The following is a 21,042-nucleotide window of genomic DNA, read 5'->3' as shown; positions in this document are numbered from 1 at the left end:
CACCGGGATCGTCGAGCGCTGCTCAGACGTGCTCATGCCGGCTCGCCTCCCGGACGCGCGTGCGGCTGAACCGCCCGAAGTTGTAGTACGCCGCGCAGGCGCCTTCGGGTGAGACCATGCACGTCCCGATCGGTGTCTCCGGGGTGCACGCGGTGCCGAACACCTTGCACTCCCACGGTTTCAGCACACCCTTGAGCACCTCGCCGCACTGGCACGCCTTCGGGTCGGCGACCCGCAGGCCGGGGATCTCGAAGATCCGCTCGGCGTCGAAGGACGCGTACTTCTCGCGGACGGCCATCGCGGAGTGCGAGATGAACCCGAGGCCGCGCCACTCGAAGTACGGCCGCAGCTCCATGACCTCGTTGATCGCCTTGAGCGCGACCATGTTCCCGTTCCACGGCACCACGCGGGAGTACTGGTTCTCGACTTCGGACCGCTTCTCGGACAGCTGCACCATCAGCATGTAGATCGACTGCAGGATGTCGAGCGGCTCGAACCCGGCGACGACAACGGGCTTGCCGTAGTCGCGGGCGATGAACTCGTACGGACGGCAGCCGATCACCGTCGAGACGTGCCCCGGGCCGATGAAGCCGTCGAGCCGCAGGTCGGGGGAGTCGAGGATGGCCTTGATCGCCGGGATGATGGTGACGTGGTTGGCGAAGACCGAGAAGTTCTCGATGCCCTCGGCGGCCGCGCGCAGCAGCGTCATCGCGGTGGACGGCGTCGTCGTCTCGAAGCCGATGGCCATGAACACGACCCGCAGGTCCGGGTTCTGCCGGGCGATCTTCAGCGAGTCCAGCGGCGAGTACACCATCCGGATGTTGGTGCCTTCGGCGTTCGAGTCGAAGAAGTTCCCGCCGGAGCCGGGCACGCGCATCATGTCGCCGAACGACGTCATGAGCACGCCGGGCTGGCGCGCGATGTGGATGGCGTCGTCGACGCGGCCCATCGGGATCACGCACACCGGGCAGCCGGGGCCGTGCACCAGCGTGACGCTCTCGGGCAGGTAGTCCTCCAGGCCGTGTTTGTAGATGGTGTGCGTGTGCCCGCCGCAGACCTCCATGAACTTGTACTGGCGGCCCGGCTCGCACAGCGACGTGATCTTCGCGGACAGCGCCCGCGCCTTCTCCGCGTCGCGGAACTCGTCGACGAAACGCATGACGTCTCCTTATTCGATCTGCGATTCGAGCAGCGCGGCCATTTCGTCCTCGTACGCCTTGCCGATGCTCTCGAGGAAGTCCAGCGCGGCCGCCGCCTCCGCTTCGTCTATTTTGGACAGTGCGAAGCCGACGTGGATGAGGATCCAGTCGCCCGGCACCGGTGGGTCGTCGTCCAGCAGGCCGATGTTGATGAGCCGCTTGACGCCGCTGACCGAGACTTTCGCGAGGTCCGGTCGATCCTCGCTGATCTCGATGATCTCGCCCGGAATCCCGAGGCACATGGGCTCAGACCTCCGTCTTCTGTTTGTCGGGCAGGGTCGGGCTGGTGCCCCAAGCCAGTTCGGTGACGGCGCGGACCGCGGCCGGCACCGCCGCCTGGACCGCCGGCGACAGCCCGATCCCTTCGTCGAGGCACCCGGGTTCGCAGCCGACGATCAGCACGCGCCCGGCGTCCCCGCCGAGCAGCCGCAACAGCCGGAACACCGCCTCGGGCTGCATGCCGTGGGCGTCGATCGACGCCGACGCCGCTAGGTCGTCGACGTCGGCTTCGATGAGCGAGAGCGTGCCGGGTGGCTTCCCGTGCGGCGTGGCGTCGAGCAGGATCGTCGTGTCGTAACCGCCCAGCAGGTCGTAGGCCAGGTGCATGCCCGCGATGCCGTAGTCGGCGATCTGCACCCACTCCGGCAGTTCGGTGCCTTCGAGCTCCTTGATCACCTCGACGCCGAAGCCGTCGTCGCTCAGGAAGATGTTGCCGATGCCCGCCACCAGCACTCGTGGCCTCATTCCGCGACCTCCAGGGGCTCGATCTCGTCGGGGGAGAAGTACCGGTACCGGCCGTGGGCGTGCTGCAGGTCGGCGCCGGGGTCGTCGTCGAGGGTCACCGCGACGTGCGTGCCACCGTCCACATCGGACAGGACGAGCCGGACGGTGGCGTCCCGGCCGGTGAGGAACATGTCCTGGGCGTCGGTGCCGCGCAGGTTCGGCCGCAGCCGCACGCGCGATCCCGCGGTGACGCGGACGCCCGCGACGGTCACCGACGGCTCGACCGGCCGCACGGACCGGACGGCGCCGTGCAGCCGTTCGAGTAGCTCGGGCGGCATCGTGTCGACCCGGTCGACGATCGCCGCCGCACGCGGGTCGGTGGCGCGGGCCTCGCGTTTCTCCTCGTCGGTCAGGGTCATCGTGCGCAGCGTGAGGATCTCGTCGATTTCGGTGCCGTCGAAGAGGTCACCCGGGCTTTCCGGCGCGATCGACGGGTCGTCGTAGAGGATGATCGGCGACGCGAGCATCACCGTGCTGCGCGAGGTGTCGCCGATCAGCACCGGCCAGAGCCGTTCCTGCCGGCACGCTTCGACGGCGGGTTTCGCCCACTCCGGCGGGTCCAGCATCGACAGGAAGTGCCCGGTGTCGACGCCGAGCACGAGGTGGGCGGCGAGCAGCGCGTGCCGGAGAGCGTGCTCGCGGACGCCGTCGGCGGGCCACGACGTCGTGTTGTGCAGCTCGACGTGCAGCCGGGTGCCGCCGAACGGCCCGTCGAGCGGGTCGACCCGGACGGTGAGGACGCCGGACAGCTCGTTCGTGCCCTCCAGCTCGCCCGGGACCTGGAACGGCGACTCGACCGGGAGCTCCGAAAGCGGCAGCTCGAAGTCGATCTCGTGCTCGACGGCTTCGTCCCACCCGAGCCGTGTCCGCGTCTGCAGGAACCGCAGCTTGACGTGCAGGATCGTGTGCGCGAGCGGTTCCAGCAGGCATTCGACGCGCGCCGAGGCGTGCTCGCCGATGTCGGCCGAGGCGTACGACGGCGGCATCAGCACACCCCACTGCCAGCGCACCTTGTTCTTCCCGGCCGACGCGCGGTACGGGTAGAGCAGGTAACCCTCGTAGAGCACGGCGTCCCCGACCGCGCGGGCCTGCTCGAGCACGTTCACGGCTCACCGGCCAGCAGTCGTTCCATCGCCGCCTCCCAGGTCGGGATCGCGTGCCGCGCCTTGTACTTGAGCAGCGCGTCGACGGTGTCCTTGGGCAGCTTGATCCACGCGACGTTCGGGAAGTAGCGCTCGACCAGCTCGTCCCACACCTTCACCGGCATCCGGTACTCGGCCTGGGCGTGCCACGGCACCTGCTCCACCCAGAACCCGGGCCCGCCCTTGCCGAACACCGTGCCGCTGAACAGCAGCACCATCGGCACGACGCCCTCGGCCAGCGCGTGGAAGTACTTGCCGGCCGCCACTTCCAGGTCGTAGGTGCACGGGACCTCGGCGTCGATCTCGGTGGCGCCGGTGAAGCCGGGCACCATGACCGACACCGTCGTGAACTGGAACGGCTTCAGCGTCTCGCCCCAGCGGGAGCGGTCGCCGAAGAGGTGGGTGAGCAGCTCGGACTCGTCGTCGGCGTAGCGGCGCCGCTGCGGCTCGATGCGGATCTGGACGCGCAGCACCATCGCGTGGATCGGCTGCCCGGACAGCTCGGTGATCCGCAGCTTGAACGCCAGCGTCGGCGAAGCCGCGTACTTCAGCGGCTGGACGTCGATGCAGTCGAAGGTCAGCTCAGCCATCCGCCACGACCTCACTGCGGTCCCGCAGGTTCGCGAAGAAACCGTCGATGGCCTCGTGCGCCTCGGTACCGCCGTCGAAGCCGCGCCACGTCGTCCGGACGATCCCGACCAGCTCGTAGCAGACGTCGATCGGCACCAGGAAGCACTCGAAACCCAGGTCGAGCTTGTTCAGCAGCAGCGCTTCGACGTCGTCGGAGACGTCGGCGAACCCCGGAGTCTCGGCCAGCAGCTCGTCCCAGGTGCCGAGCGGCAGGAGCGACTCGGTCGCCCCCGCCGGGCTCGGGTAGAACGCGACCGTCCGGTCCTGCACCGAGTTGCGGAACAGGAACGCCGTCTTCACCGGGATCCCGGTCGACTCCCACAACGCCGTGCCGGGGCCGAACCGCGGGGCGTGCCGGAACCGCTGCGGCACCGCGCGGTGCCGCTTCCCGCCCGCCCCGCGGTGGGTGAAGAGCAGGTAGCAGCCCCGGCAGGTGCACATGATCGCCCGCGATTCGAGGTCGATCACGTGCCCGTGCTCGCCGCCGATCGGCTCGGCGCACAGCTCGCACCGTTCGCCGGGTGCCGTCCGCTGGACGGGGTTGCGGAACCGGCGCAGTCCGCCCGTCACGGGACCTCCACGGGGCAGTCGACCAGCGGCAGCAGCGGACGTCCGCCCGGGCCGGTCTGCTCGGGCACCACCCCGGCCACGACGACGTCGGAGATCTCCGGCGCCGCCTCCCGCACCACCTTCTCGATGGCGTACTTCGCGGTGACGGTCGACGACGGGCAGCCGTCGCACGTGCCCTGCAGCTGCAGCTTCAGGACACCTTCGCTGTCGATCTCGACCAGCTCGACGTCGCCGGCGTGCGAGCCGAGGAACGGCCGGACCTTGTCGAGCGCCTCGGCGACGCGCTCGTGCGTGGACTTCGGGTGCAGGTCGTGCAGCACGAGCAGGCCCCGGACGTGGTCGTCCTCGGCCAGCCGGTCCAGCAGCGGGCGGTCGACGATCTCCACGATCCGTTCCAGCCCCGCGCCGTAGAACTCGAGCAGCGTGTGGACGAGCTCCTCGGCGACCTCGGCGTCCGGGCCGGAGAACTCGCCCAGCAGCCGCTCGATGCGTTCCCCGACCTGGCCGACGTCCGTCATGCGATCTCCCCGCCGAACGCGTGCGGGGTGTGCAGCCGTTCGACGACCTTGCCCTTGCCGGTGTACATGTGGACGCCGCAGGGCAGGCACGGGTCGAAGCTGCGGACCGCGCGCATGATGTCGATGCCCTTGAAGTTCTCCTGCGTGTTCTCCTCGAAGATCGGCGTGTTCTGCACGGCGTCCTCGTACGGGCCCGGCGTGCCGAAGTTGTCGCGGACGCTGCCGTTCCACGGCGTCGGCGGGTAGGGGTGGTAGTTCGCGATCTTGCCGCCCTTGATCACCATGTGGTGCGACAGCACGCCGCGCACCGCTTCGGTGAAGCCGCAGCTCACGCCCTCGTCCGGGACCTTGAACGGCTCCCACGTCTTCGTGTTGCCCTTGCGGACCTCACCCAGCGCCTGCTCGGCGAAGTGCAGGGCCATCGCGGCCGAGTACGCCTGGAAGTACGTCCGGGCGCGGTTGCGCTCGAGCGCGTTGCTCCACTGCGGGATCTTCCACTCGAAGCTGACCTCGGGCTTGGTCGCCGTGCGCGGCAGGTTGATCGTCACGCTGTGCCCGGTCGACTTGACGTAGGGCGTGTCGACGAGCCCGGCGAGCGCGGTCACCCACAGGCGCGCGATCGGGCCGCCGCCGGTGTCGAGGGCCAGGTGGTCCTTGCCGTCGAACCAGCGCGGCGACATCGTCCACGAGTACTTGCTGTCGAAGTCGCGCTTGGCCGGGCGCGGGATCGTGTGCTGGTTCCACGGGTGGCGCTGGTCGACCGGGTTGCCCAGCGGGTCCTGCGTGACGAACATCGGCTGGTCGGCCCAGTCCTCGTAGAACGAGCTGCCGAGCAGGATCCGGATGCCGAGGTTGATGTCGAGCAGGCTGGTGGTGACGAGCTTGCCGTCGACGACGACGCCGGGCGTCACGTACATCTTCCGGCCCCAGGACTCCATGTTCTCGTAGCTGAAGTCGCAGTACTCCGGGTTGTTCAGGCTGCCCCAGCAGCCGAGCAGGATCCGGCGCCGGCCGACCTCTTCGTAACCGGGGATGGCTTCGTAGAAGAAGTCGAACAGGTCGTCGTGCATCGGCAGGCAGCGCTTCATGAACTCGACGTAGCGCATGAGCCGGGTCAGGTAGTCGGTGAACAGCTGCACGGTGGCGACCGTGCCGACGCCGCCCGGGTACAAAGTGGACGGATGGACGTGCCTGCCCTCCATCAGGCAGAACATCTCGCGCGTGCTGCGGGAGACCTGCAGGGCTTCCCGGTAGAACTCGCCTTCCAGCGGGTTCAGCGAGCGCATGATGTCGCCGATGGTCTTGTACCCGTGGTCGCGCGCGTGCGGCGCTTCGGTGCGGTTGGCCTGCTCCAGGACGCCGGGGTTGGTCTCGGCGACCATCTTCTCGCAGTAGTCCACCCCGACCAGGTTCTCCTGGAAGATGTTGTGGTCGAACATGTACTCGGCGGCCTCGCCGAGGTTGAGGATCCACTCGCCCAGGTGCGGCGGGCGGACGCCGTAGGCCATGTTCTGGGCGTACACCGAGCACGTCGCGTGGTTGTCGCCGCAGATCCCGCAGATCCGGCTGGTGATGAAGTGCGCGTCGCGCGGGTCCTTGCCCTTCATGAAGATGCTGTAACCGCGGAAGACCGACGACGTGCTGTGGCACTCGACGACGCGCTTGGCCGCCCAGTCGATCTTCGTGTAGATCCCGAGGCTGCCGACGATCCGGGTGATCGGGTCCCAGGCCATCTCGACGAGGTCGGTCCGGCCCTTGGTGCTGACGCCCTTGTCCGTCATGTCCCGATCCCTTTCAGCGCCACGAGGACTTGTAGCCGGTGTTGAGCTTCTTGCCCGTGTGCCGCCACTTGGGCTCCTTGTCGAGCTTGCGTTCGGTGATCTGCCGCAGCCGCCGGATCACCGACCCGTACGCGCCGCTGGCCAGCGACGACACGTGCGCGCCCGGGGGCTCGTCCATGAACGGCATGAACTTGTCGGGGAAGCCGGGCATGGTGCAGCCGATGCAGATGCCGCCGACGTTCGGGCAGCCGCCGACGCCGTTGATCCAGCCGCGCTTGGGCACGTTGCACTTCACGACCGGGCCCCAGCAGCCCAGCTTCACCAGGCACTTCGGGGAGTCGTAGGTGTCGGCGAACTGTCCCTGCTCGTAGTAGCCGCCGCGGTCGCAGCCCTCGTGCACGGTCGCGCCGAAGAGCCACTGCGGCCGCAGGTGGTCGTCGAGCGGGATCATCGGCGCCTGGCCGGCGGCCTGGTAGAGCAGGTAGACGATGGTCTCGGACAGGTTGTCCGGGTGGGTCGGGCAGCCGGGCACGCAGACGATCGGGATGCCGGCACCGGACTTCCAGTCCCAGCCCAGGTAGTCGGGCACGCCCATGGCGCCGGTCGGGTTGCCCTCCATCGCGTGGATGCCGCCGTAGGTGGCGCAGGTGCCGACCGCCAGCACGGCCAGCGCCTTGGGCGTCAGCCGGTCCAGCCACTCGCTGGTCGTCATCGGCTGGCCGGTCTCGGGGTTGTTCCCGAAGCCGCACCAGTAACCCTCTTCCTTGATCGCTTCGTTCGGGATCGACCCCTCGACGACCAGAACGAACGGGTCCAGCTCACCGCGGTCGGCCTTGTGGAACCACTCGATGAACGTGTCGGCCCCCGTCTCGGGACCGCACTCGAAGTCGATCAACGGCCAGTGGACCGCGATCTTGGGCAGGCCGGGCAGGGCGCCGAGGACGATTTCCTCGATGCTCGGCTGCGTGGCGGCGGTCAGCGCGACGGAGTCGCCGTCGCACGACAGGCCGGCGTTGATCCAGAGGATGTGAATGGGCTTCTCTTCTTGCTGGGCGTGCGTCACGGCTGATCAACCCCAAGCTCGTCGAGCGCGCCGAGGGTGAGTTCCCACAGCGCGTGGTAAAGGGTCGTCTGGGCTTCCTGGATGCGGTGCACGGAAGGCGACGGGACGACGAAGAGGTGGTCGACGCTGTCGAGCTCGGCCATCTTCCCCCCGTCGTAACCGGAGATGCCGACGGTCACCATGCCGCGCCGGGCGGCTTCGTCGAAAGCGCGCAACAGGTTCGCGGAGTTCCCGCTGGTGGACAGGCCCACCGCGATGTCACCGGGACGCCCGAACGCGGCCAGCTGCCGGGCGAACACGACGTCGAACCCGATGTCGTTGGACAGGGCGGTCACCACCGCGATGTCGTTCGTCAGCCCGAACGCGGGCAGCGGACGGGCGTCCCCCGCCGGGCTGAGGAACAGGCTCGCGAGGTCCTGGGCGTCGGTCGAGCTGCCACCGTTGCCGAACGCGAGCAGCCGGCCGCCACCGGCGAACGCGCGGGCGACGTCCTGCGCGCAGGCGAACAGGCGCTCGCGGTCGGCCGCCAGCACCTGCGCCCGCAGGGCGACGATCTCGTGCACCTTGTCCACAGTGGACTTTTCGACCTGATCGAGGACGGCGTCGACGTCACTGGTCCCCGCGTAGAGGAACGGGTACAGCGCTTCGAGACCGTCCGCGCCCACGGGGGATTGTTCCCGCGTCATGGCGCGTCAACTCCTCGGCTAGGAATTCTCCAGGCGAGCGATGGCTTCTCCGGCGTGCACCAGGATTCGGTCGCCGACGCCGGCCGAGACCAGCGCCACGCTCACCTCTTCCCGGCCGGAGCCGGTTTCCACGACTGCGAACCCGAGGTCCAGGAGTTCGACCACGGTCACCTCGACCGCGGTGTCGGAGCAGGTGATGCACACCCCGTCGTGGCAGACGGGGGTGGCGACTCTGTCGGCGTCACGGGCGCTCACGACGCCACCTCCGGGGTCAGGACACCGGGTTGCTCGAAGAAGACGTGCACCAGCTCCCACAACACGTGGTAGGTGGTCACGTGCACCTCCTTGACGACCCGGGGATCACCCGAGCGAGCGATGAAGACGTGGTCCAGCCCAGTAGTCGCGGCAATCGCGCCGCCGTTACCACCCGTCAGGGCGACCGTGAGCAAACCGAGGTCACGGGCGGTTTCGAGGGCGCGTCGGACATTCACGCACTCGCCGTCGGTGGAGATACCCAGCGCGATGTCGGCGGGCTCGCCGAGGATCCGCAGCTGGTGGGCGAAGACGTCCGCGAGGCCGACGCGGTTGGCGACACCGGTGACGGTCGCGACGTCGGCGGTCAGCGAAATGGCCGGCAGCGCGCGCTTGCCGACGATCACCGGGTGCACGAACTCCACGGCCACGTGCTGGGCGTCGGTGCTCGGGCCGCCGTTCCCGAAGACGACGAGCTTGCCGCCGCGGTGGAAGCGCCGGGACATCCCGTGGCAGGCTTCCGCGACCGTCCTGGCGTCTTCGGCCAGCGCGAGGACCGGCGCCCGGCGGCGCTCGAAGAGAGCGTCGACGGAGTCGGGGTGATTCGGTGACCACGGCATCGCGGCACTTCCTCGGGGGCTGCTCGGTGGTGGGAGCCATCCCAGGCTAGAGGTGTGAGTTGGATCACACAATAGATCTAGTCGGGTGATTCGTCGTCCGTTCGGGTCAGCAGAGCGTCACTTTCCGCTCGTTCATCCGGATTCAGTGCTGGTGCTCGTGGTCTCCCTGGGCGTGCTCCGCGCGGGCTAGCCACAGCTCGGCCTCATGGGCGGAGCCCCGGGACCGCAGCATCCGGGCCAGGCTCAGCATGCCCTGGACGTCGCCGGTTTCGGCGGCGCGGCGGAACCAGTGCTCGGCCTCGGAGAGGTCGTCCCGGTGCTCGGCGAGGTGCCCGAGGTTGGTCAGCGCGGGCACGCTGCCGTGCTCGGCGGCCTTGCGGTACCAGGCCGCGGCCTCGCCTTCGTCGCCGCGGTTGCGGGCCAGGACACCGAGGTTGGTCATCGCGGCCGGGTCGCCGTGCTCGGCGGCGTCGAGGTACCAGCTCTCGGCCTCCTCGATGTCACCGCGGCGGTGCAGCAGCAGCCCGAGCCGGACGACGGCCTCGACGTTGCCGCCGGTCGCGCCCTGCCGGTACCAGGTCTCGGCGTCGCCGGGACGGCCCATCCGTTCGGCCTGCCTGCCCAGCTGGCACGCGCCACCGAGGTCGCCGGCCAGCACGGCCGCGCGCCACCAGCGGGCGGCCTCCGCCGCCTGACCGCGGTCGCGCAGCAGGATGCCCAGGTCGATCATCGCGCCGGTGAAGCCCGCGTCGGCGGCCTGCCGCAGCCACGACTCGGCCTCGTCGGTCTTGCCCTGCTCGCGCAGCAGGTGCCCCAGCGCGGCCATCGACGACAGGTCGCCGGTGCGCGCGGCCTCGCCGAACCAGTGCTGGGCGTCGTCGCGCTTGCCCCGCCGCTCGTAGGACCGCGCGAGGTTCAACATGCCGTGGGGGTCGCCGGCGAGCGCCGCCTCGTGGAACCAGCGCTCGGCGTCTTCCAGCAGGCCACGCTCGTGGAGCAGGTGCGCCAACGCCGTCATCGACGTGCGGTCACCGCCCATCGCGGCCTTGCGGAACCACGACTCGGCCTCGTCGACGTCCCCGCGCTCGCGCATCGCCGCGCCCATCCGGGCCATGGCGACGACGTTGCCGCCTTCGGCGGCCTTGCGCTGCAGGTAGTCGTCGAAGTTCGAGTTCCACTTCTTCAGCCGACCGGGCATCGGCCTGCTCCCTCCGGCTCGTCCTGCTCCGGTAGTCGCAGTTCATGGGCTCGATGTGACATCCCCGCCATGGGTGGGCGAGGTCACATTCGTGCCAGGTCGTCGTGTCGGCGCGGTTGTCCCTCGTCGACAGCAGCGAGACTACGCCGCGCGGACCCCCAGGTGAGAGGAGAAAATCTTGGCGACCCGCAGCTTTCGGCTCAGCGTGACGCAGCGGATCCTGCTGGTAGTCGCGATCCTGGCGGTCGCGCTCTTCGGGTACTGGGTGACGAGCAGAGGTGCCGGCGCTACCCCGTCGGCGTCATCGACGTCTTCCGCGCCCGCGGGCCCCGTTCCGGTGGGTGCCGCCGACGCGCAGAAGCAGCTCGGTGAGCTGACCATCGCCGCGCGCACGTCCATGGACGGCTACTCCCGTGAGAAGTTCCCGCACTGGGCGAGCCAGGGGTCAAGCTGTGACACCCGGGAAGTCGTGCTGAAGCGCGACGGCGTGGACGTCAAGACGGACAAGGAATGCCGGGCGACGGCCGGTACCTGGAAAAGCGTTTACGACGACGAGACGTGGACCAAGCCGACCGACCTCGACATCGACCACATGGTCCCGCTCGGGCAGGCCTGGGCGAGCGGCGCGAAGTCGTGGACGACCGAGAAGCGCGGGCAGTTCGCCAACGACCTGACCCGGCCGCAGCTGTTCGCCGTCACCGACAACCTGAACCAGCAGAAGAGCGACAAGGCGCCGGACCAGTGGAAGCCGCCGCTCGTGGCGTTCTGGTGCACCTACGCGACCGACTGGATCGTCGTGAAGCACTACTACGGCCTGACCGTGACGCAGGGCGAGAAGACCGCCTTGACGGACATGCTCCGCCGCTGCTGAGCTGGCCGGCATGACGACGTTCGCGTTGATCCACGGCGGCGGTGGCAGCGGCTGGGACTTCCACCGGCTGGTGCCCGAGCTCGAGGCCCGCGGCCACGACGCGGTCACCCCGGACCTGCCGATCACCGACCCGGCGGCCGGGCTCGCGGAGTTCACCGAGACCGTGCTGGCCGCGCTGGGCGACCGCACGGACGTCGCCGTCGTCGGGCATTCGTACGGCGGGTTCACCGCGCCGCTGGTCGCGGCGAAGGTGCGGGCGCGGGTGCTGGTGTACCTGGCCGGGATGATCCCGGCGCCGGGGGAGCAGCCGGGACAGTGGTGGGGGAACACGGGTTTCGCGGCGCCGACCGGGCTGAGCGAAGCCGAGACGTACTTCAACGGCGTCTCACCCTCGCTGGCCGAAGAGTGCCAGAAGCGGGTGCGGGACCAGGTGAGCAAGGAGTGGGACGAGCCGTGGCCGCTGCCCGCGCACCCGGACGTCCCGACCCGGGTGGTGCTCTGCCGCGGCGACCGGTTCTTCACACCGGACTTCCAGCGCCGGATCGCGGGCGAGCGGCTCGGCCTCACACCGGACGAGGTCGACGGCCCGCACTGCGCCCCACTGAGTCACCCCGCGGCGATCGCCGATCTGCTGGTCGCCTACCTCTGAGCCGTTCGGGCTACCGGGAACCTTAAAAGGTCTAGACCTATTGACTGTGTGGTCCAGGCCACTTAACGTCGGTTTCGCGGCGAACCCGCGCCTCCCACCTGCGTCACCTCCGCCCCGGTCCCCGCCATGGAGGTCTCCCGTCATGCGCTTTTCCCGGCTCCTCGCCTTGACGGCCTTCGCCGCCGGCAGCCTGCTCGTCGTTCCCGCCGCCCCGGCGTCCGCCGCGGCTTTGCCCGCGTGCCAGCACTTCTACACCGGCACGATCCCCGACCGCCCGGTCACCGGCGGCCACGGCCCCGGCACGCTCGTCGGCGCCGTCGACGTGACCAACCGGCTGCCCGCGCCCGGTTCGGTCAGCGGCGGCCTCGGCGCCGACGGCAAGGTGACCTTCACCTTCGCCCGGGTCAGCGGCGCCAAGGCCTACCGCGCGTTCCGCAACGGCCAGGCCCTGCAGTGGATCAGCGACTGGGGCCAGCCGACGCTCACGGTCACCGACGCGAGCCCGTGCCAGAACGCGAACTACCAGCTCTACGCGATGACGGCCGAGGACAACTCACCCGGCTCGCTCGGCCAGATCTCCACCGCCTACCGTCTCGACGGCGGCAACCGGCTCGCGACCTACCGGATCCCGGCGGGCACGACGCTCAGCTACCGCGTCACTTCTTACAACGACGTCGCGCAGACCGCGCTCGGGTACAGCGCCGGGCCCGGGTTCTGCGCCGTCGACGCGCGGAACATCCCGTGGGGCACCAGGTTCTCCGTCCCGGGCTACGGCGAGTGCTACGCCGCGGACATCGGCAGCTGGATCAAGGACGACATCGTCGACGTCTGGCTGCCCGGCTCCCAGGCCGACGCCTGGGGCATCCAGCGTCTCACCCTGACCGTGCGCTGAGCGGAGAAGCCGTGAAGTCGAAACTCGCCCTCGCCGCGCTCGCGGCCGTCGTGCTCCCGGCGGCGGCCCTGCTCGTCGTCTCACCCGCGACGGCCGCCACCTCCCCGTCCGCGGTGTTCTCCACCGACTCGAACTGGGGTTCCGGTTACCAGGCCAAGTACACGATCAGCGCGGGCTCGGCCGCGCTGACGAGCTGGAAGCTGGAGTTCGACCTGCCGGCCGGCTCTACGCTCGGGTCCTATTGGGACGCGCTCGACACCGCCAGCGGCTCGCACCACTCGTTCGCCAACCGCGAGTACAACGGGAACGTCGCTGCCGGGGCGTCGGCGAGCTTCGGGTTCCTGGTCAGTGGCAGCGGTCTGCCCGCGAACTGCAAGCTGAACGGCCAGCCGTGCGGCGGCACCACCACACCGACCACGACACCGACAACCCCGACCACACCTCCGACGACGACCACCACGCCGCCGCCGGGTGGGGGCAGCGCGCGTGTGTCGCCGTACATCGACATCACGATGGCGACGCCGTCACTGGTCTCGGTGGCCAACACGACCGGCCAGAAGAACTTCACGCTCGCCTTCGCACTCGGCAGCAGTCTCGGCTGCGACCCGCAGTGGGGCGGCACGGTTCCGCTGCTGGACGCGCGGATCATCAACGACGTCAACGCGTTGCGCGGTATCGGCGGCGGCGTGACGGTCGCTTCGGGCGGCGCGCTGGGCCCGTACCTGGAGAACGTCTGCGGCTCGGTGGACGCGCTCTACAACGCGTACGTGAAGACGCTGGACGCGGTGGGCAGCAACAGCCTGGACGTCGACGTCGAGGCGTCGATCCCGACGGCGACGGTCAACCAGGCGCTCCTGCGGCTGCAGCAGCAACGCGGCACGCACATCAGCTACACGATGCGGATCCAGGGCCAGGACTACGGGATGGACCCGTTCTCGGTGTCGATCCTGCAGGACGCGGCGTCGCGCGGGCTGAACGTGGTCGTCAACCCGATGCTGATGGACTTCGGGTACAGCGGCTCGTGGGGTGACGCGCTGATCTCCGCGGCCAACGCGACCCTGGCGCAGCTGAAGACGATCTGGCCGTCGAAGTCGGACGCGCAGATCAAGGCACTGCTCGGCTTGACGCCGATGATCGGCCGCAACGACACGGGCTCGGTCACCGACCAGGCCGCGGCCCGGCAGCTGCTGGCCTACGCCCAGTCGAACCACGTGGCGAGCATCGGCTTCTGGTCGGCGGGCCGCGACAACGGCAGCTGCCCCGGCGGCGGCGCGGTCGCCTACTGCTCGGGGATTTCCCAGTCGGCGTACGAGTTCACGACCATCTTCAAGGCGTACACCGGCTGAGCACGAGAGCCACCCGACCGCCGAAAGGCCGTGACGGCCTCCTTGCCGACGTCCCCCTTCGTCCCGGCAAGGAGGCCTTCATGGCTCACCAGCGATCGACGTGCAGGACCTCCTCCAGCGGCTGCCGCGCCGCCGGCTTGAACGTCTCGCCCGTGTAGAACGCCGTCGGGATCAGGGCCGCCTGGTGCACGTTCTTCGGCAGCCCCAGTACCTCCGCCGCCTCCTGCTCGTACTTCAGGTGCAGCGTCGTCCACGCCGTGCCCAGCGTCACCGAACGGGCGGCCAGCATGAAGCTCCACACCGCGGGCAGCAGGGACGCCCACATGCCCGCCTGGTTGCCCGCCGGCAGCTCGTCCGACGCCGTCTCCAGGCAGGGGATCACCAGGACCGGGACGTCGCCCATCTTGTCGGCCAGGTACGCGACGCTGGAGCCGACCCGCTGCTGCACCGGCGCCCGCTCGGGGTCGTCCGCGAACAGCTTGCCCGCCGCGTTGCCCGATTCCAGGTACTCGTTGCAGGCGCGGCCGTAGATCGAGCCGAGCGCCGCCCGCTGGTCCGCGTCGGTGACGACCAGCCACTGCCAGCGCTGGGTGTTCGAGCCGCTCGGTGCCTGCAACGCCACCTGTATGCAGTGCTTCACCAGGTCGATCGGCACCGGCCGGTCGAGGTCGAGCCGTTTGCGGACCGTCCTGGTCGTCGTCAGGAGCTCTTCGGGCGTCATCATCGGCCCATCATGCCGGGCCTACCAGCGATCGTGCACCAGCGGCCGGATGAGCTCCTCGTACGTCGCGCGGACCCCGGCCGCCGCTTCCTCGGGCAACGGCGCCAGCGCGGCCGCCGCGGTGTTCGCCGTGGCCTGCGAAGCGTTGCGCGCGCCCGGGATGACCGTGCTCAGGCCCGGCTGGTCGAGGATCCAGCGCAGCGCGAACTGCGCCAGCGTCTGCCCTTCCGGGACCAGCCCGCGCAGCCGCTCGACGGCCTCCAGCCCGACGTCGTAGGGCACGCCGGCGAAGGTCTCGCCGACGTCGAAGGCTTCACCGTTCCGGTTGAAGTTCCGGTGGTCGTCCGCGGCGAACGTCGTGCTCGCCGTGTAGCGCCCGGACAACAGCCCGGACGCCAGCGGCACCCGCGCGATGATCCCGGCGCCCGCGTCCGACGCCGCCGGCAGCACCCGCTCCAGCGGCTTGAGCCGCAGGCAGTTGAGGATGATCTGCACCGACGCGACGTTCGGCCGCGCCAGCGCGGCCAGCGCCTCGTCGCAGGTCTCGACGCTCACGCCGTATGCCTTGATCCGGCCCTCGTCGACCATCGCGTCGAGGGCGTCGTAAACGGCGTCCGTGGAGTACACCGGCGTCGGCGGGCAGTGCAGCTGGACCAGGTCCAGGGTGTCCATGCCCAGGTTGCGGCGCGACCGGTCGTTCCACTCGCGGAAGTGCGCGGCGACGTAGTTCTCCGGCACCTGCTCGACCCGGCGGCCCATCTTGGTCGCCACGAAGACGTCCGGGTGGTCCGCGCGGAAGCGGCCGACCAGCCGCTCGCTGCGGCCGTCGCCGTAGACGTCCGCGGTGTCGAAGAAGGTGACGCCCGCGTCGGCCGCCGCGTGCAGCACGGCGAGGGCGTCGTTCTCGTCGACCTCGCCCCAGTCCGCGCCGAGCTGCCAGCAGCCGAGCCCGACGACCGAGACCTCACGGCCGAGACGGGTGATCTTCCGGTTCTCCATGCCGCGATCCAAGCACACCTATGATCGGCCGTCATGGCCATGACTTCGGGTCCGGACGGGCTGGGGACCCGGCTGCGGCACGTCCTCGAGCTGCTCGACGGCGACGTCGCGACGTTCCTCGCCGACCTCGGCGTCGAGGACTACCGGCCGCGGTACTCGGCGGTCGTCCGCGCGCTGCTGGCGAAGGGGCCGCTGGCCATCCGCGACCTCGCCGCCGAGATGCGCGTGACGCACTCGGCGGCCAGCCAGACCGTCGCGCAGATGAGCCGAGCCGGCCTGGTCGTCCTCGAACCCGGCGCCGACGCGCGGCAGCGGATCGTCTCGCTCACGCCGAAGACCCGCGACCTGCTGCCCGTGCTGGAGGGGGAGTGGACCGCGACGAACGAAGCGTGGGACACGCTCGAAGCCGAGCTGCCGTATTCGCTGCGCGCCCTGCTGGACGAGATCGTCGACGCGCTCGACCGCAAGCCGTTCCGGCAGCGGATCGGGGAGACCGAAGCCGCCCGCGAACTGCTGTGATGCCCTAGGAGACTTCCGGGATCCGGAAGACCGCCCAGACGTACTTGCCGCCGTCACAGCGCTCGAAGCCCCAGTCCTCGGACAGCGCCTGGACCAGCACGAGCCCGCGGCTGCGGGCCTTGGCCGGCGACGGCGCCCGCAGCTCGGGCAGCCTCCGGCCGACGTCGTACACCCGCAGCGTCAGCCGGCCGTCGGTGTAATCCAGCTCCATCCGCTCCGGGCGCTCGCCGTGCTCGAAGGCGTTGGTGACCAGCTCCGAAGCCGCCAGCAGGACGTCGTCCAGCTGCGCTTCGCACAGGCCGAAGCCGAGCATGGCCGTGCGGACCTCGCGGCGGGCCAGCGCCGGGGCGGTGACATCGGCCGGGAGAAGCACCGTCAGCGGGGCAGCCTGCACAGCCATGCGCTGCGGCATCTTGGACGTCGTCATCGGGTCCCCCTCCCAGTGAGTTTCGGTACTGTCCGCGAAGTACCCAAGCTCGCGAACAGCTAATCAGGTGCCGTCGGCCAGCTCGGATTCGTCCAGGCCCGAACGCAGCTTCTTCAAGGTCGCAGCCAGCAACCGCGACACCTGCATCTGGGAGACCCCGACGCGGCGCGCGATGTCCGACTGGCTCATCCCCGAGCCGAACCGCAGCGCCACGATCTTGCGCTCCCGGTCCGGCAGGCTCTCCAGCATCGGCCGCAGCGCCTCCCGCAGCTCGGCCTGGCCCAGCTCGGCGTCCGGCGCCCCGAACCGCGTGTGCGCCGCGTTCTCCAGCAAGTGGTCGAGCGACGCGCCGTAGCGGCCCTGACCGGCGCGAAGGCCCTCGTAGACGTCCTCGATGGGCACCCCCAGCCGGGACGCGATCTCACTCGGCCGCGGCGCGCGCGAGAGCTGCACGGTGAGTTCTTCGCGCGTGGCCGAGATGTTCGCGTTCAGCTCCTTGAGCCGCCGCGGCACCCGCACCGACCAGCTGTTGTCCCGGAAGTGGTGCCGCAGCTCGCCGGAGATCGTCGGCACCGCGAACGCCAGGAAGTCCGTGCCCTGCGCCGGATCGAACCGGTCGACGGCGTGGATCAGCCCGACCGTGGCGATCTGGACCAGGTCCTCCATCGCTTCGTCGCGGTTGCGGAACTTGCGCGCCAGGTTCCGCGCCAGTTCGAGGTGGTTCCGCACCAGGGTGTCCCGGATGCGCTCCCGTTGCGGGGAGTCCGCCGGCAGACCGGCGAGTTGGGTGAACAGCGCACCGACGTCGAGGTCGTTCCCGCTGCTCCCGGCGGGATCGGTCACGAGCCGGCCGCCTGGCTCTCCCGGACGAGGTCGACCCGGGACAGGTAGCGCCCGTCCTCGGGGGTCACGGTGCGCTCGGCCGACGTCGCGAGCGCCGTCAGCAGCTGCCAGGACAGTCCGGTGTCGTCGCCGTGTTCGGGCGAATCCGACAGGACGGACACCGAGACCTCGATGCGCGGCCCGCGCCACGAGAAGACACAGGTGAGCTTGCCGTCCGCACTGGCGGGGAGCAGCAGCGAGCAGGCCTCGTCCACCGCCATCCGCAGGTCCTCGACGGCGTCGAGGTCGAAGTCCTGGCGCATCGCGATGTCGGCCACGATGGTCCGCAGCGTCGGCACGACGTGCGGGATCGCGGCCGTCCGCACCTCGATGACCTGTGCGCCCTCCGGCACGAGCGGGGCGTTGTCCTCCACGTTTGTTCCTTTCTCCGCACTCGCGCTGGGTGACTGGCGGTGTCCCTCACGCCCGGTCAGCGAGATGCCCGTGGGGTGAGCAAACCAAACCCGGGTTTGATCCGCTCCACCGGCGGGCACATAGCGGTCGACGTGCTGATCCTGGGAAAGGCAGGGACGAGATGGCTGACGTGAGCCGGCTGCCCAATGTGGTTGCTGAAGAGTGGGAATGGCAGCTGAACGGCTCTTGCCGGGGTGCCGACAGCAGCCTCTTCTTCCACACGGACAACGAGCGGGGTTCGGCGCGGGAGCGGCGTGAGGCGCGGGCGAAGGCCATCTGCCAGGCCTGCCCGGTGCTGGCCCAGTGCCGTGCGCACGCGATGACCGTACAGGAGCCCTACGGCATCTGGGGTGGCCTCGGTGAGATCGAACGGCGGCAGCTGTTCCTCCGTCAGCGCAGGGCGGCCAGGAAGGCCGTCGGTGCGCACTGAAGAAGGCTCCCGGCAGCACGCTGAACAGGCAGGATCGGATCGCACGTGAGCACTCCGCGCGAAAGGGTGGCGGCCGTGGCGGGCTCGGTCGCTCACTGGGTTAGGGTTGGCCCCGGAGTTGCCTTGACCGTGTCCGGTGCGGGGTCGATCCTCGCGTTGCGCCGGGGTCCTGCCCCGGGCCGTGGAAGGCACGGTGACACGGTTGCCGCTTGAGACAACAGGCGCGTACCCGGCGCAGGAGCAGCGCCTGACGAGGAGAAACTGCATGCCCGCAGCCGACCAGAACGCCACCCCGCCCGGGTTCGGCATCACGCTGGACACCGAAGCGACGGAGCCCCGGGTGGTGGTCACCGGCGAGCTCGACCTGCTCACCAGTCCGCAGCTGCAGGAGGCCTTGGCCGGCCTGATCGCGGACAAGCGTGCGCAGCGGGTCGTGGCCGATCTGACCGGGGTGACCTTCTTCGATTCCTCCGCGCTGAACGTGGTGCTCCGCGCCCAGCGCCAGGCCGGCGAGCAGGACGTCCAGCTCGCGGTGGTCCCGAGCCCGGCGGTCAGCCGGGTGATCGAGCTCACCGGCGTGGCCGAACACCTGAGCGTGTCGGAGGACCCGCAAGCCTGATCCCCCGCTACGGTCCTGCGGACTGATCGGTTCGCGGACTCTGGGGGCGGCACGATGATGGGGCGCACGCATGCCCTGACCGGGTGGTGCGCGGGACTGGCCATCGCGCCCGCGGTCGGCGCGGGTTCGGTGCACCAAGCGGTGATCTTCGCCGCGACGACGGCGGGTTTCGCCCTGCTGCCCGACCTGGATCACCCCGGCGCCAGCGCGTCCCGCCTGCTGGGCTGGTTGACCGGCGCCCTTTCGTGGGTGCTGCGCCGCGTCTCGGCGGGCATCTACGCCCTGACGAAGGGTCCCCGCGACGAGAACGTCACGGGCAAGCACCGCCACCTCTCCCACACGGTCCTGTTCGCGGCCGGCCTCGGCGCGCTGACGTCGTGGGCCACCGAAACGGGCGGCCCGTGGGCCGTCGTCGGCGTGGTGATCTTCGGGTTGATGCTGGCGGAAGGCGCACTGGGCGACTGGCTGCTGCCGGTGAGCGGCGCGGCGGTGGCGTGGTGGTTCTTCACCGCCCCACCGGATCGCGCGGGCGAGCTGGAGTCGATCACCGGCTGGCTGGGCATCGCGGTGGCGGCGGGCTGCCTGACCCACTGCCTCGGCGACGCCCTGACGGAGGCCGGCTGCCCGTTCCTGTTCCCGGTGCCCATCGCGGGCGAGACCTGGTACGAGATCCGGCCCCCGCGCGCCCTGCGTTTCCGGACGGGCAAGAAGGTCGAGAAGCGGCTGATCTTCCCGGTGTTCGCGCTGGCGGGCGTGCTGCTGATCCCCGGGGTGTGGCAGTACACGAGCAGCACGTTCCAGCGGCTGTTCATCCCGCCGACGAGCCAGCAGGCGACGACTCCCTGACGACGTAAGCCGAAGTCCGTGAATGTCGCATTGAGGGACTCTAAGTCCCTCAATGCGACATTCACGGACTCGGTCGGCGCCTGGTTCGGTCGGCCCGGGTGCGGCCAGGCTGGTCAGCGCTGCCGGACTGCGGTCGGCCGGGTGGTCACGAGTCAGCAGGCGACGACTCCCTGAACCGGCGGATCCGCTCCGCCGACGCGGCGGTGTCCGCGTAGTCGCGGGAGTACGTGATCCGGCCGCCGTCGACCGTCATGACCATCACGTACGTCGAGACGAAGGTCTCGCCGCCCATTTCCTGGTGCAGGTCGAACTCCGCCACCAGCACCGCCGGGTCGGACGTCTCGTGCACGATCACGTTGTCCGCCTTGACGATCCGCCGGACCGCGGCCGCGGCCCGGAACCGGCGGCGTAGCTCCTCGCGGCCCTTCGTGAAGCGCTCGACCCCGGCCGGGGTGAAGGGCATCTCGATCACGACGTCCTCGGCGTACAGATCGGCGAGGTCGTCCCAGCGGTTCTCGATGGACGCTGCCAGGAACGCGTCGAACACGGCCCGCGCCGCCGAGGACGCGCCCGCGACGTTCGGGTAGTCGCGGTACGAGGTGATCTCGCCGTCCACCACCGTCACGATGCCCACCGACGACGGGAACCGGAACGTGCGGCCGACGGCGACCAGCTCCAGCACGAAGCCCGTCGCCGACGAAGTCACGGTGACCTCGGTCTTCTCCAAGCCCAGCGCGCGACCGCGGACGCCGCCCGCGGTCAGGGCCGCCAGGATCGCGTCGCGGCCCTCGATGCGTTCGGACCGGAACGGCAGCTCGTAGACGGCGTCTTCGGCGAAGACGTCCGAGAGCGCCGAGGCGTCGACCGTCTCCATGGCGTGGCGGACGACTTCGACGATTTCGGGCACGGTACGTGGCATCGGAATTCTCCTGGGAGGATGGGCGTTGAATCGGAACGGTGCACCCGCTTACGACAATACGGAGCC

At 69.9% G+C, this 21,042-nt stretch carries 27 protein-coding genes; 8 read left to right on the top strand and 19 right to left on the bottom strand.

Annotated elements, in window-relative coordinates:
• Positions 1-22 precede the first annotated feature (22 nt).
• The 13 genes from hypD to ACIOD2_RS19565 all read right to left on the bottom strand — a co-directional run bounded on the left by hypD (position 23) and on the right by ACIOD2_RS19565 (position 10,442).
• Positions 23-1,159, bottom strand: coding sequence for a hydrogenase formation protein HypD (gene hypD / locus ACIOD2_RS19625; RefSeq protein WP_326956280.1), 1,137 nt, complete (start codon positions 1,157-1,159; stop codon positions 23-25).
• 9 nt (positions 1,160-1,168) lie between these two features.
• On the bottom strand, positions 1,169-1,441 hold the full coding sequence (locus ACIOD2_RS19620) for a HypC/HybG/HupF family hydrogenase formation chaperone (protein ID WP_392757908.1): 273 nt from the start codon (positions 1,439-1,441) through the stop codon (positions 1,169-1,171).
• Positions 1,442-1,445: 4 nt separating this feature from the next.
• Entirely contained in the window at positions 1,446-1,943 is a 498-nt protein-coding gene (locus ACIOD2_RS19615; protein ID WP_400539752.1) for a hydrogenase maturation protease, read from the bottom strand.
• The gene (locus ACIOD2_RS19610; protein WP_400539750.1) at positions 1,940-3,088 is read right to left on the bottom strand and encodes a hypothetical protein; all 1,149 of its coding nucleotides are present in this window, start codon (positions 3,086-3,088) and stop codon (positions 1,940-1,942) included. The genes ACIOD2_RS19615 and ACIOD2_RS19610 overlap by 4 nt, the downstream gene beginning before the upstream one ends.
• Positions 3,085-3,714 carry a DUF6084 family protein gene (locus ACIOD2_RS19605; protein WP_400539748.1) on the bottom strand — a complete coding sequence of 210 codons (630 nt, stop codon included), beginning with the start codon at positions 3,712-3,714 and terminating at the stop codon, positions 3,085-3,087. The genes ACIOD2_RS19610 and ACIOD2_RS19605 overlap by 4 nt, the downstream gene beginning before the upstream one ends.
• Entirely contained in the window at positions 3,707-4,324 is a 618-nt protein-coding gene (locus ACIOD2_RS19600; RefSeq protein ID WP_400539746.1) for a DUF5947 family protein, read from the bottom strand. The genes ACIOD2_RS19605 and ACIOD2_RS19600 overlap by 8 nt, the downstream gene beginning before the upstream one ends.
• Positions 4,321-4,842 carry a NifU family protein gene (locus tag ACIOD2_RS19595; RefSeq protein WP_400539744.1) on the bottom strand — a complete coding sequence of 174 codons (522 nt, stop codon included), beginning with the start codon at positions 4,840-4,842 and terminating at the stop codon, positions 4,321-4,323. The genes ACIOD2_RS19600 and ACIOD2_RS19595 overlap by 4 nt, the downstream gene beginning before the upstream one ends.
• On the bottom strand, positions 4,839-6,623 hold the full coding sequence (locus ACIOD2_RS19590) for a nickel-dependent hydrogenase large subunit (RefSeq protein ID WP_400539742.1): 1,785 nt from the start codon (positions 6,621-6,623) through the stop codon (positions 4,839-4,841). Before ACIOD2_RS19590 ends, ACIOD2_RS19595 begins: the two co-directional genes overlap by 4 nt.
• 13 nt (positions 6,624-6,636) lie before the next feature.
• Positions 6,637-7,686, bottom strand: coding sequence for a hydrogenase expression protein HypE (locus tag ACIOD2_RS19585; RefSeq protein WP_400539740.1), 1,050 nt, complete (start codon positions 7,684-7,686; stop codon positions 6,637-6,639).
• Positions 7,683-8,372 (bottom strand): SIS domain-containing protein, encoded by a 690-nt coding sequence (locus tag ACIOD2_RS19580; RefSeq protein WP_400539738.1) that lies wholly within the window; start codon positions 8,370-8,372, stop codon positions 7,683-7,685. The genes ACIOD2_RS19585 and ACIOD2_RS19580 overlap by 4 nt, the downstream gene beginning before the upstream one ends.
• Before the next feature lie 18 nt (positions 8,373-8,390).
• Entirely contained in the window at positions 8,391-8,627 is a 237-nt protein-coding gene (locus ACIOD2_RS19575) for a HypC/HybG/HupF family hydrogenase formation chaperone (RefSeq protein ID WP_400539736.1), read from the bottom strand.
• Complete coding sequence (locus tag ACIOD2_RS19570; RefSeq protein ID WP_400539734.1) at positions 8,624-9,244, bottom strand: SIS domain-containing protein; 621 nt, start codon at positions 9,242-9,244, stop codon at positions 8,624-8,626. The genes ACIOD2_RS19575 and ACIOD2_RS19570 overlap by 4 nt, the downstream gene beginning before the upstream one ends.
• A gap of 142 nt (positions 9,245-9,386) precedes the next feature.
• A complete protein-coding gene (locus ACIOD2_RS19565; protein ID WP_400539732.1) occupies positions 9,387-10,442 on the bottom strand; it encodes a tetratricopeptide repeat protein in 1,056 nt (351 codons plus the stop codon).
• A 178-nt stretch (positions 10,443-10,620) separates the two neighbouring features.
• Between ACIOD2_RS19565 and ACIOD2_RS19560 the strand changes: the two genes are divergently transcribed.
• From ACIOD2_RS19560 to ACIOD2_RS19545, 4 genes are all read left to right on the top strand, one after another.
• Positions 10,621-11,313, top strand: coding sequence for an HNH endonuclease family protein (locus tag ACIOD2_RS19560; RefSeq protein WP_400539730.1), 693 nt, complete (start codon positions 10,621-10,623; stop codon positions 11,311-11,313).
• A 10-nt stretch (positions 11,314-11,323) separates the two neighbouring features.
• Complete coding sequence (locus tag ACIOD2_RS19555) at positions 11,324-11,962, top strand: alpha/beta fold hydrolase (protein ID WP_400539728.1); 639 nt, start codon at positions 11,324-11,326, stop codon at positions 11,960-11,962.
• A gap of 142 nt (positions 11,963-12,104) precedes the next feature.
• Complete coding sequence (locus tag ACIOD2_RS19550) at positions 12,105-12,854, top strand: 3D domain-containing protein (protein ID WP_400539726.1); 750 nt, start codon at positions 12,105-12,107, stop codon at positions 12,852-12,854.
• 11 nt (positions 12,855-12,865) lie between these two features.
• Positions 12,866-14,200: a cellulose binding domain-containing protein gene (locus ACIOD2_RS19545; protein ID WP_400539724.1), complete on the top strand. Its 1,335-nt coding sequence runs from the start codon at positions 12,866-12,868 to the stop codon at positions 14,198-14,200.
• A gap of 85 nt (positions 14,201-14,285) precedes the next feature.
• On the opposite strand, the gene ACIOD2_RS19540 is transcribed toward ACIOD2_RS19545, so the two are convergent.
• Positions 14,286-14,924 carry a nitroreductase family protein gene (locus ACIOD2_RS19540; protein ID WP_400539722.1) on the bottom strand — a complete coding sequence of 213 codons (639 nt, stop codon included), beginning with the start codon at positions 14,922-14,924 and terminating at the stop codon, positions 14,286-14,288.
• Positions 14,925-14,942: 18 nt separating this feature from the next.
• Positions 14,943-15,920 carry an aldo/keto reductase gene (locus ACIOD2_RS19535; protein ID WP_400539720.1) on the bottom strand — a complete coding sequence of 326 codons (978 nt, stop codon included), beginning with the start codon at positions 15,918-15,920 and terminating at the stop codon, positions 14,943-14,945.
• Positions 15,921-15,953: 33 nt separating this feature from the next.
• On the opposite strand from ACIOD2_RS19535, the gene ACIOD2_RS19530 reads away from it, so the two are divergent.
• Positions 15,954-16,439 carry a MarR family winged helix-turn-helix transcriptional regulator gene (locus ACIOD2_RS19530; protein ID WP_400539718.1) on the top strand — a complete coding sequence of 162 codons (486 nt, stop codon included), beginning with the start codon at positions 15,954-15,956 and terminating at the stop codon, positions 16,437-16,439.
• 4 nt (positions 16,440-16,443) lie between these two features.
• Here ACIOD2_RS19530 and ACIOD2_RS19525 read toward each other — a convergent pair whose 3' ends face one another.
• The 3 genes from ACIOD2_RS19525 to ACIOD2_RS19515 all read right to left on the bottom strand — a co-directional run bounded on the left by ACIOD2_RS19525 (position 16,444) and on the right by ACIOD2_RS19515 (position 18,122).
• Positions 16,444-16,866 carry an ATP-binding protein gene (locus ACIOD2_RS19525; protein ID WP_400539716.1) on the bottom strand — a complete coding sequence of 141 codons (423 nt, stop codon included), beginning with the start codon at positions 16,864-16,866 and terminating at the stop codon, positions 16,444-16,446.
• A 63-nt stretch (positions 16,867-16,929) separates the two neighbouring features.
• Complete coding sequence (locus ACIOD2_RS19520) at positions 16,930-17,709, bottom strand: SigB/SigF/SigG family RNA polymerase sigma factor (RefSeq protein ID WP_400539714.1); 780 nt, start codon at positions 17,707-17,709, stop codon at positions 16,930-16,932.
• The gene (locus ACIOD2_RS19515; RefSeq protein ID WP_392757963.1) at positions 17,706-18,122 is read right to left on the bottom strand and encodes an anti-sigma factor; all 417 of its coding nucleotides are present in this window, start codon (positions 18,120-18,122) and stop codon (positions 17,706-17,708) included. The genes ACIOD2_RS19520 and ACIOD2_RS19515 overlap by 4 nt, the downstream gene beginning before the upstream one ends.
• A gap of 161 nt (positions 18,123-18,283) precedes the next feature.
• Between ACIOD2_RS19515 and ACIOD2_RS19510 the strand changes: the two genes are divergently transcribed.
• The 3 genes from ACIOD2_RS19510 (at position 18,284) to ACIOD2_RS19500 (ending at position 20,057) form a co-directional block, all read left to right on the top strand.
• Positions 18,284-18,592: a WhiB family transcriptional regulator gene (locus ACIOD2_RS19510; protein ID WP_400539712.1), complete on the top strand. Its 309-nt coding sequence runs from the start codon at positions 18,284-18,286 to the stop codon at positions 18,590-18,592.
• Between the two features lie 265 nt (positions 18,593-18,857).
• Positions 18,858-19,211 (top strand): STAS domain-containing protein, encoded by a 354-nt coding sequence (locus ACIOD2_RS19505; RefSeq protein WP_247060053.1) that lies wholly within the window; start codon positions 18,858-18,860, stop codon positions 19,209-19,211.
• Positions 19,212-19,268: 57 nt separating this feature from the next.
• The gene (locus ACIOD2_RS19500; RefSeq protein WP_400540415.1) at positions 19,269-20,057 is read left to right on the top strand and encodes a metal-dependent hydrolase; all 789 of its coding nucleotides are present in this window, start codon (positions 19,269-19,271) and stop codon (positions 20,055-20,057) included.
• 145 nt (positions 20,058-20,202) lie between these two features.
• Here ACIOD2_RS19500 and ACIOD2_RS19495 read toward each other — a convergent pair whose 3' ends face one another.
• Entirely contained in the window at positions 20,203-20,976 is a 774-nt protein-coding gene (locus ACIOD2_RS19495) for a nuclear transport factor 2 family protein (protein WP_400539709.1), read from the bottom strand.
• Positions 20,977-21,042: the final 66 nt, after the last annotated feature.

This window comes from Amycolatopsis sp. NPDC088138 (genome assembly GCF_044741685.1).
In the GTDB taxonomy this organism is placed as follows: domain Bacteria; phylum Actinomycetota; class Actinomycetes; order Mycobacteriales; family Pseudonocardiaceae; genus Amycolatopsis.
Note: the sequence above shows the minus strand (reverse complement) of the source record. Positions and strands in the feature narration are given on the sequence as shown.

Excerpts from the sequence above, each read along its gene's own strand:
- ACIOD2_RS19590 (WP_400539742.1), bottom strand. The coding sequence starts at position 6,623 with ATGACGGACAAGGGCGTCAGCACCAAGGGCCGGACCGACCTCGTCGAG.
- ACIOD2_RS19565 (WP_400539732.1), bottom strand. The coding sequence starts at position 10,442 with ATGCCCGGTCGGCTGAAGAAGTGGAACTCGAACTTCGACGACTACCTG.
- ACIOD2_RS19535 (WP_400539720.1), bottom strand. The coding sequence starts at position 15,920 with ATGGAGAACCGGAAGATCACCCGTCTCGGCCGTGAGGTCTCGGTCGTC.
- ACIOD2_RS19530 (WP_400539718.1), top strand. The coding sequence starts at position 15,954 with ATGGCCATGACTTCGGGTCCGGACGGGCTGGGGACCCGGCTGCGGCAC.
- ACIOD2_RS19615 (WP_400539752.1), bottom strand. The coding sequence starts at position 1,943 with ATGAGGCCACGAGTGCTGGTGGCGGGCATCGGCAACATCTTCCTGAGC.
- ACIOD2_RS19570 (WP_400539734.1), bottom strand. The coding sequence starts at position 9,244 with ATGCCGTGGTCACCGAATCACCCCGACTCCGTCGACGCTCTCTTCGAG.
- hypD (WP_326956280.1), bottom strand. The coding sequence starts at position 1,159 with ATGCGTTTCGTCGACGAGTTCCGCGACGCGGAGAAGGCGCGGGCGCTG.
- ACIOD2_RS19580 (WP_400539738.1), bottom strand. The coding sequence starts at position 8,372 with ATGACGCGGGAACAATCCCCCGTGGGCGCGGACGGTCTCGAAGCGCTG.
- ACIOD2_RS19595 (WP_400539744.1), bottom strand. The coding sequence starts at position 4,842 with ATGACGGACGTCGGCCAGGTCGGGGAACGCATCGAGCGGCTGCTGGGC.
- ACIOD2_RS19500 (WP_400540415.1), top strand. The coding sequence starts at position 19,269 with ATGGGGCGCACGCATGCCCTGACCGGGTGGTGCGCGGGACTGGCCATC.
- ACIOD2_RS19550 (WP_400539726.1), top strand. The coding sequence starts at position 12,105 with ATGCGCTTTTCCCGGCTCCTCGCCTTGACGGCCTTCGCCGCCGGCAGC.
- ACIOD2_RS19555 (WP_400539728.1), top strand. The coding sequence starts at position 11,324 with ATGACGACGTTCGCGTTGATCCACGGCGGCGGTGGCAGCGGCTGGGAC.
- ACIOD2_RS19620 (WP_392757908.1), bottom strand. The coding sequence starts at position 1,441 with ATGTGCCTCGGGATTCCGGGCGAGATCATCGAGATCAGCGAGGATCGA.
- ACIOD2_RS19605 (WP_400539748.1), bottom strand. The coding sequence starts at position 3,714 with ATGGCTGAGCTGACCTTCGACTGCATCGACGTCCAGCCGCTGAAGTAC.
- ACIOD2_RS19495 (WP_400539709.1), bottom strand. The coding sequence starts at position 20,976 with ATGCCACGTACCGTGCCCGAAATCGTCGAAGTCGTCCGCCACGCCATG.
- ACIOD2_RS19510 (WP_400539712.1), top strand. The coding sequence starts at position 18,284 with ATGGCTGACGTGAGCCGGCTGCCCAATGTGGTTGCTGAAGAGTGGGAA.
- ACIOD2_RS19525 (WP_400539716.1), bottom strand. The coding sequence starts at position 16,866 with ATGACGACGTCCAAGATGCCGCAGCGCATGGCTGTGCAGGCTGCCCCG.
- ACIOD2_RS19505 (WP_247060053.1), top strand. The coding sequence starts at position 18,858 with ATGCCCGCAGCCGACCAGAACGCCACCCCGCCCGGGTTCGGCATCACG.
- ACIOD2_RS19540 (WP_400539722.1), bottom strand. The coding sequence starts at position 14,924 with ATGATGACGCCCGAAGAGCTCCTGACGACGACCAGGACGGTCCGCAAA.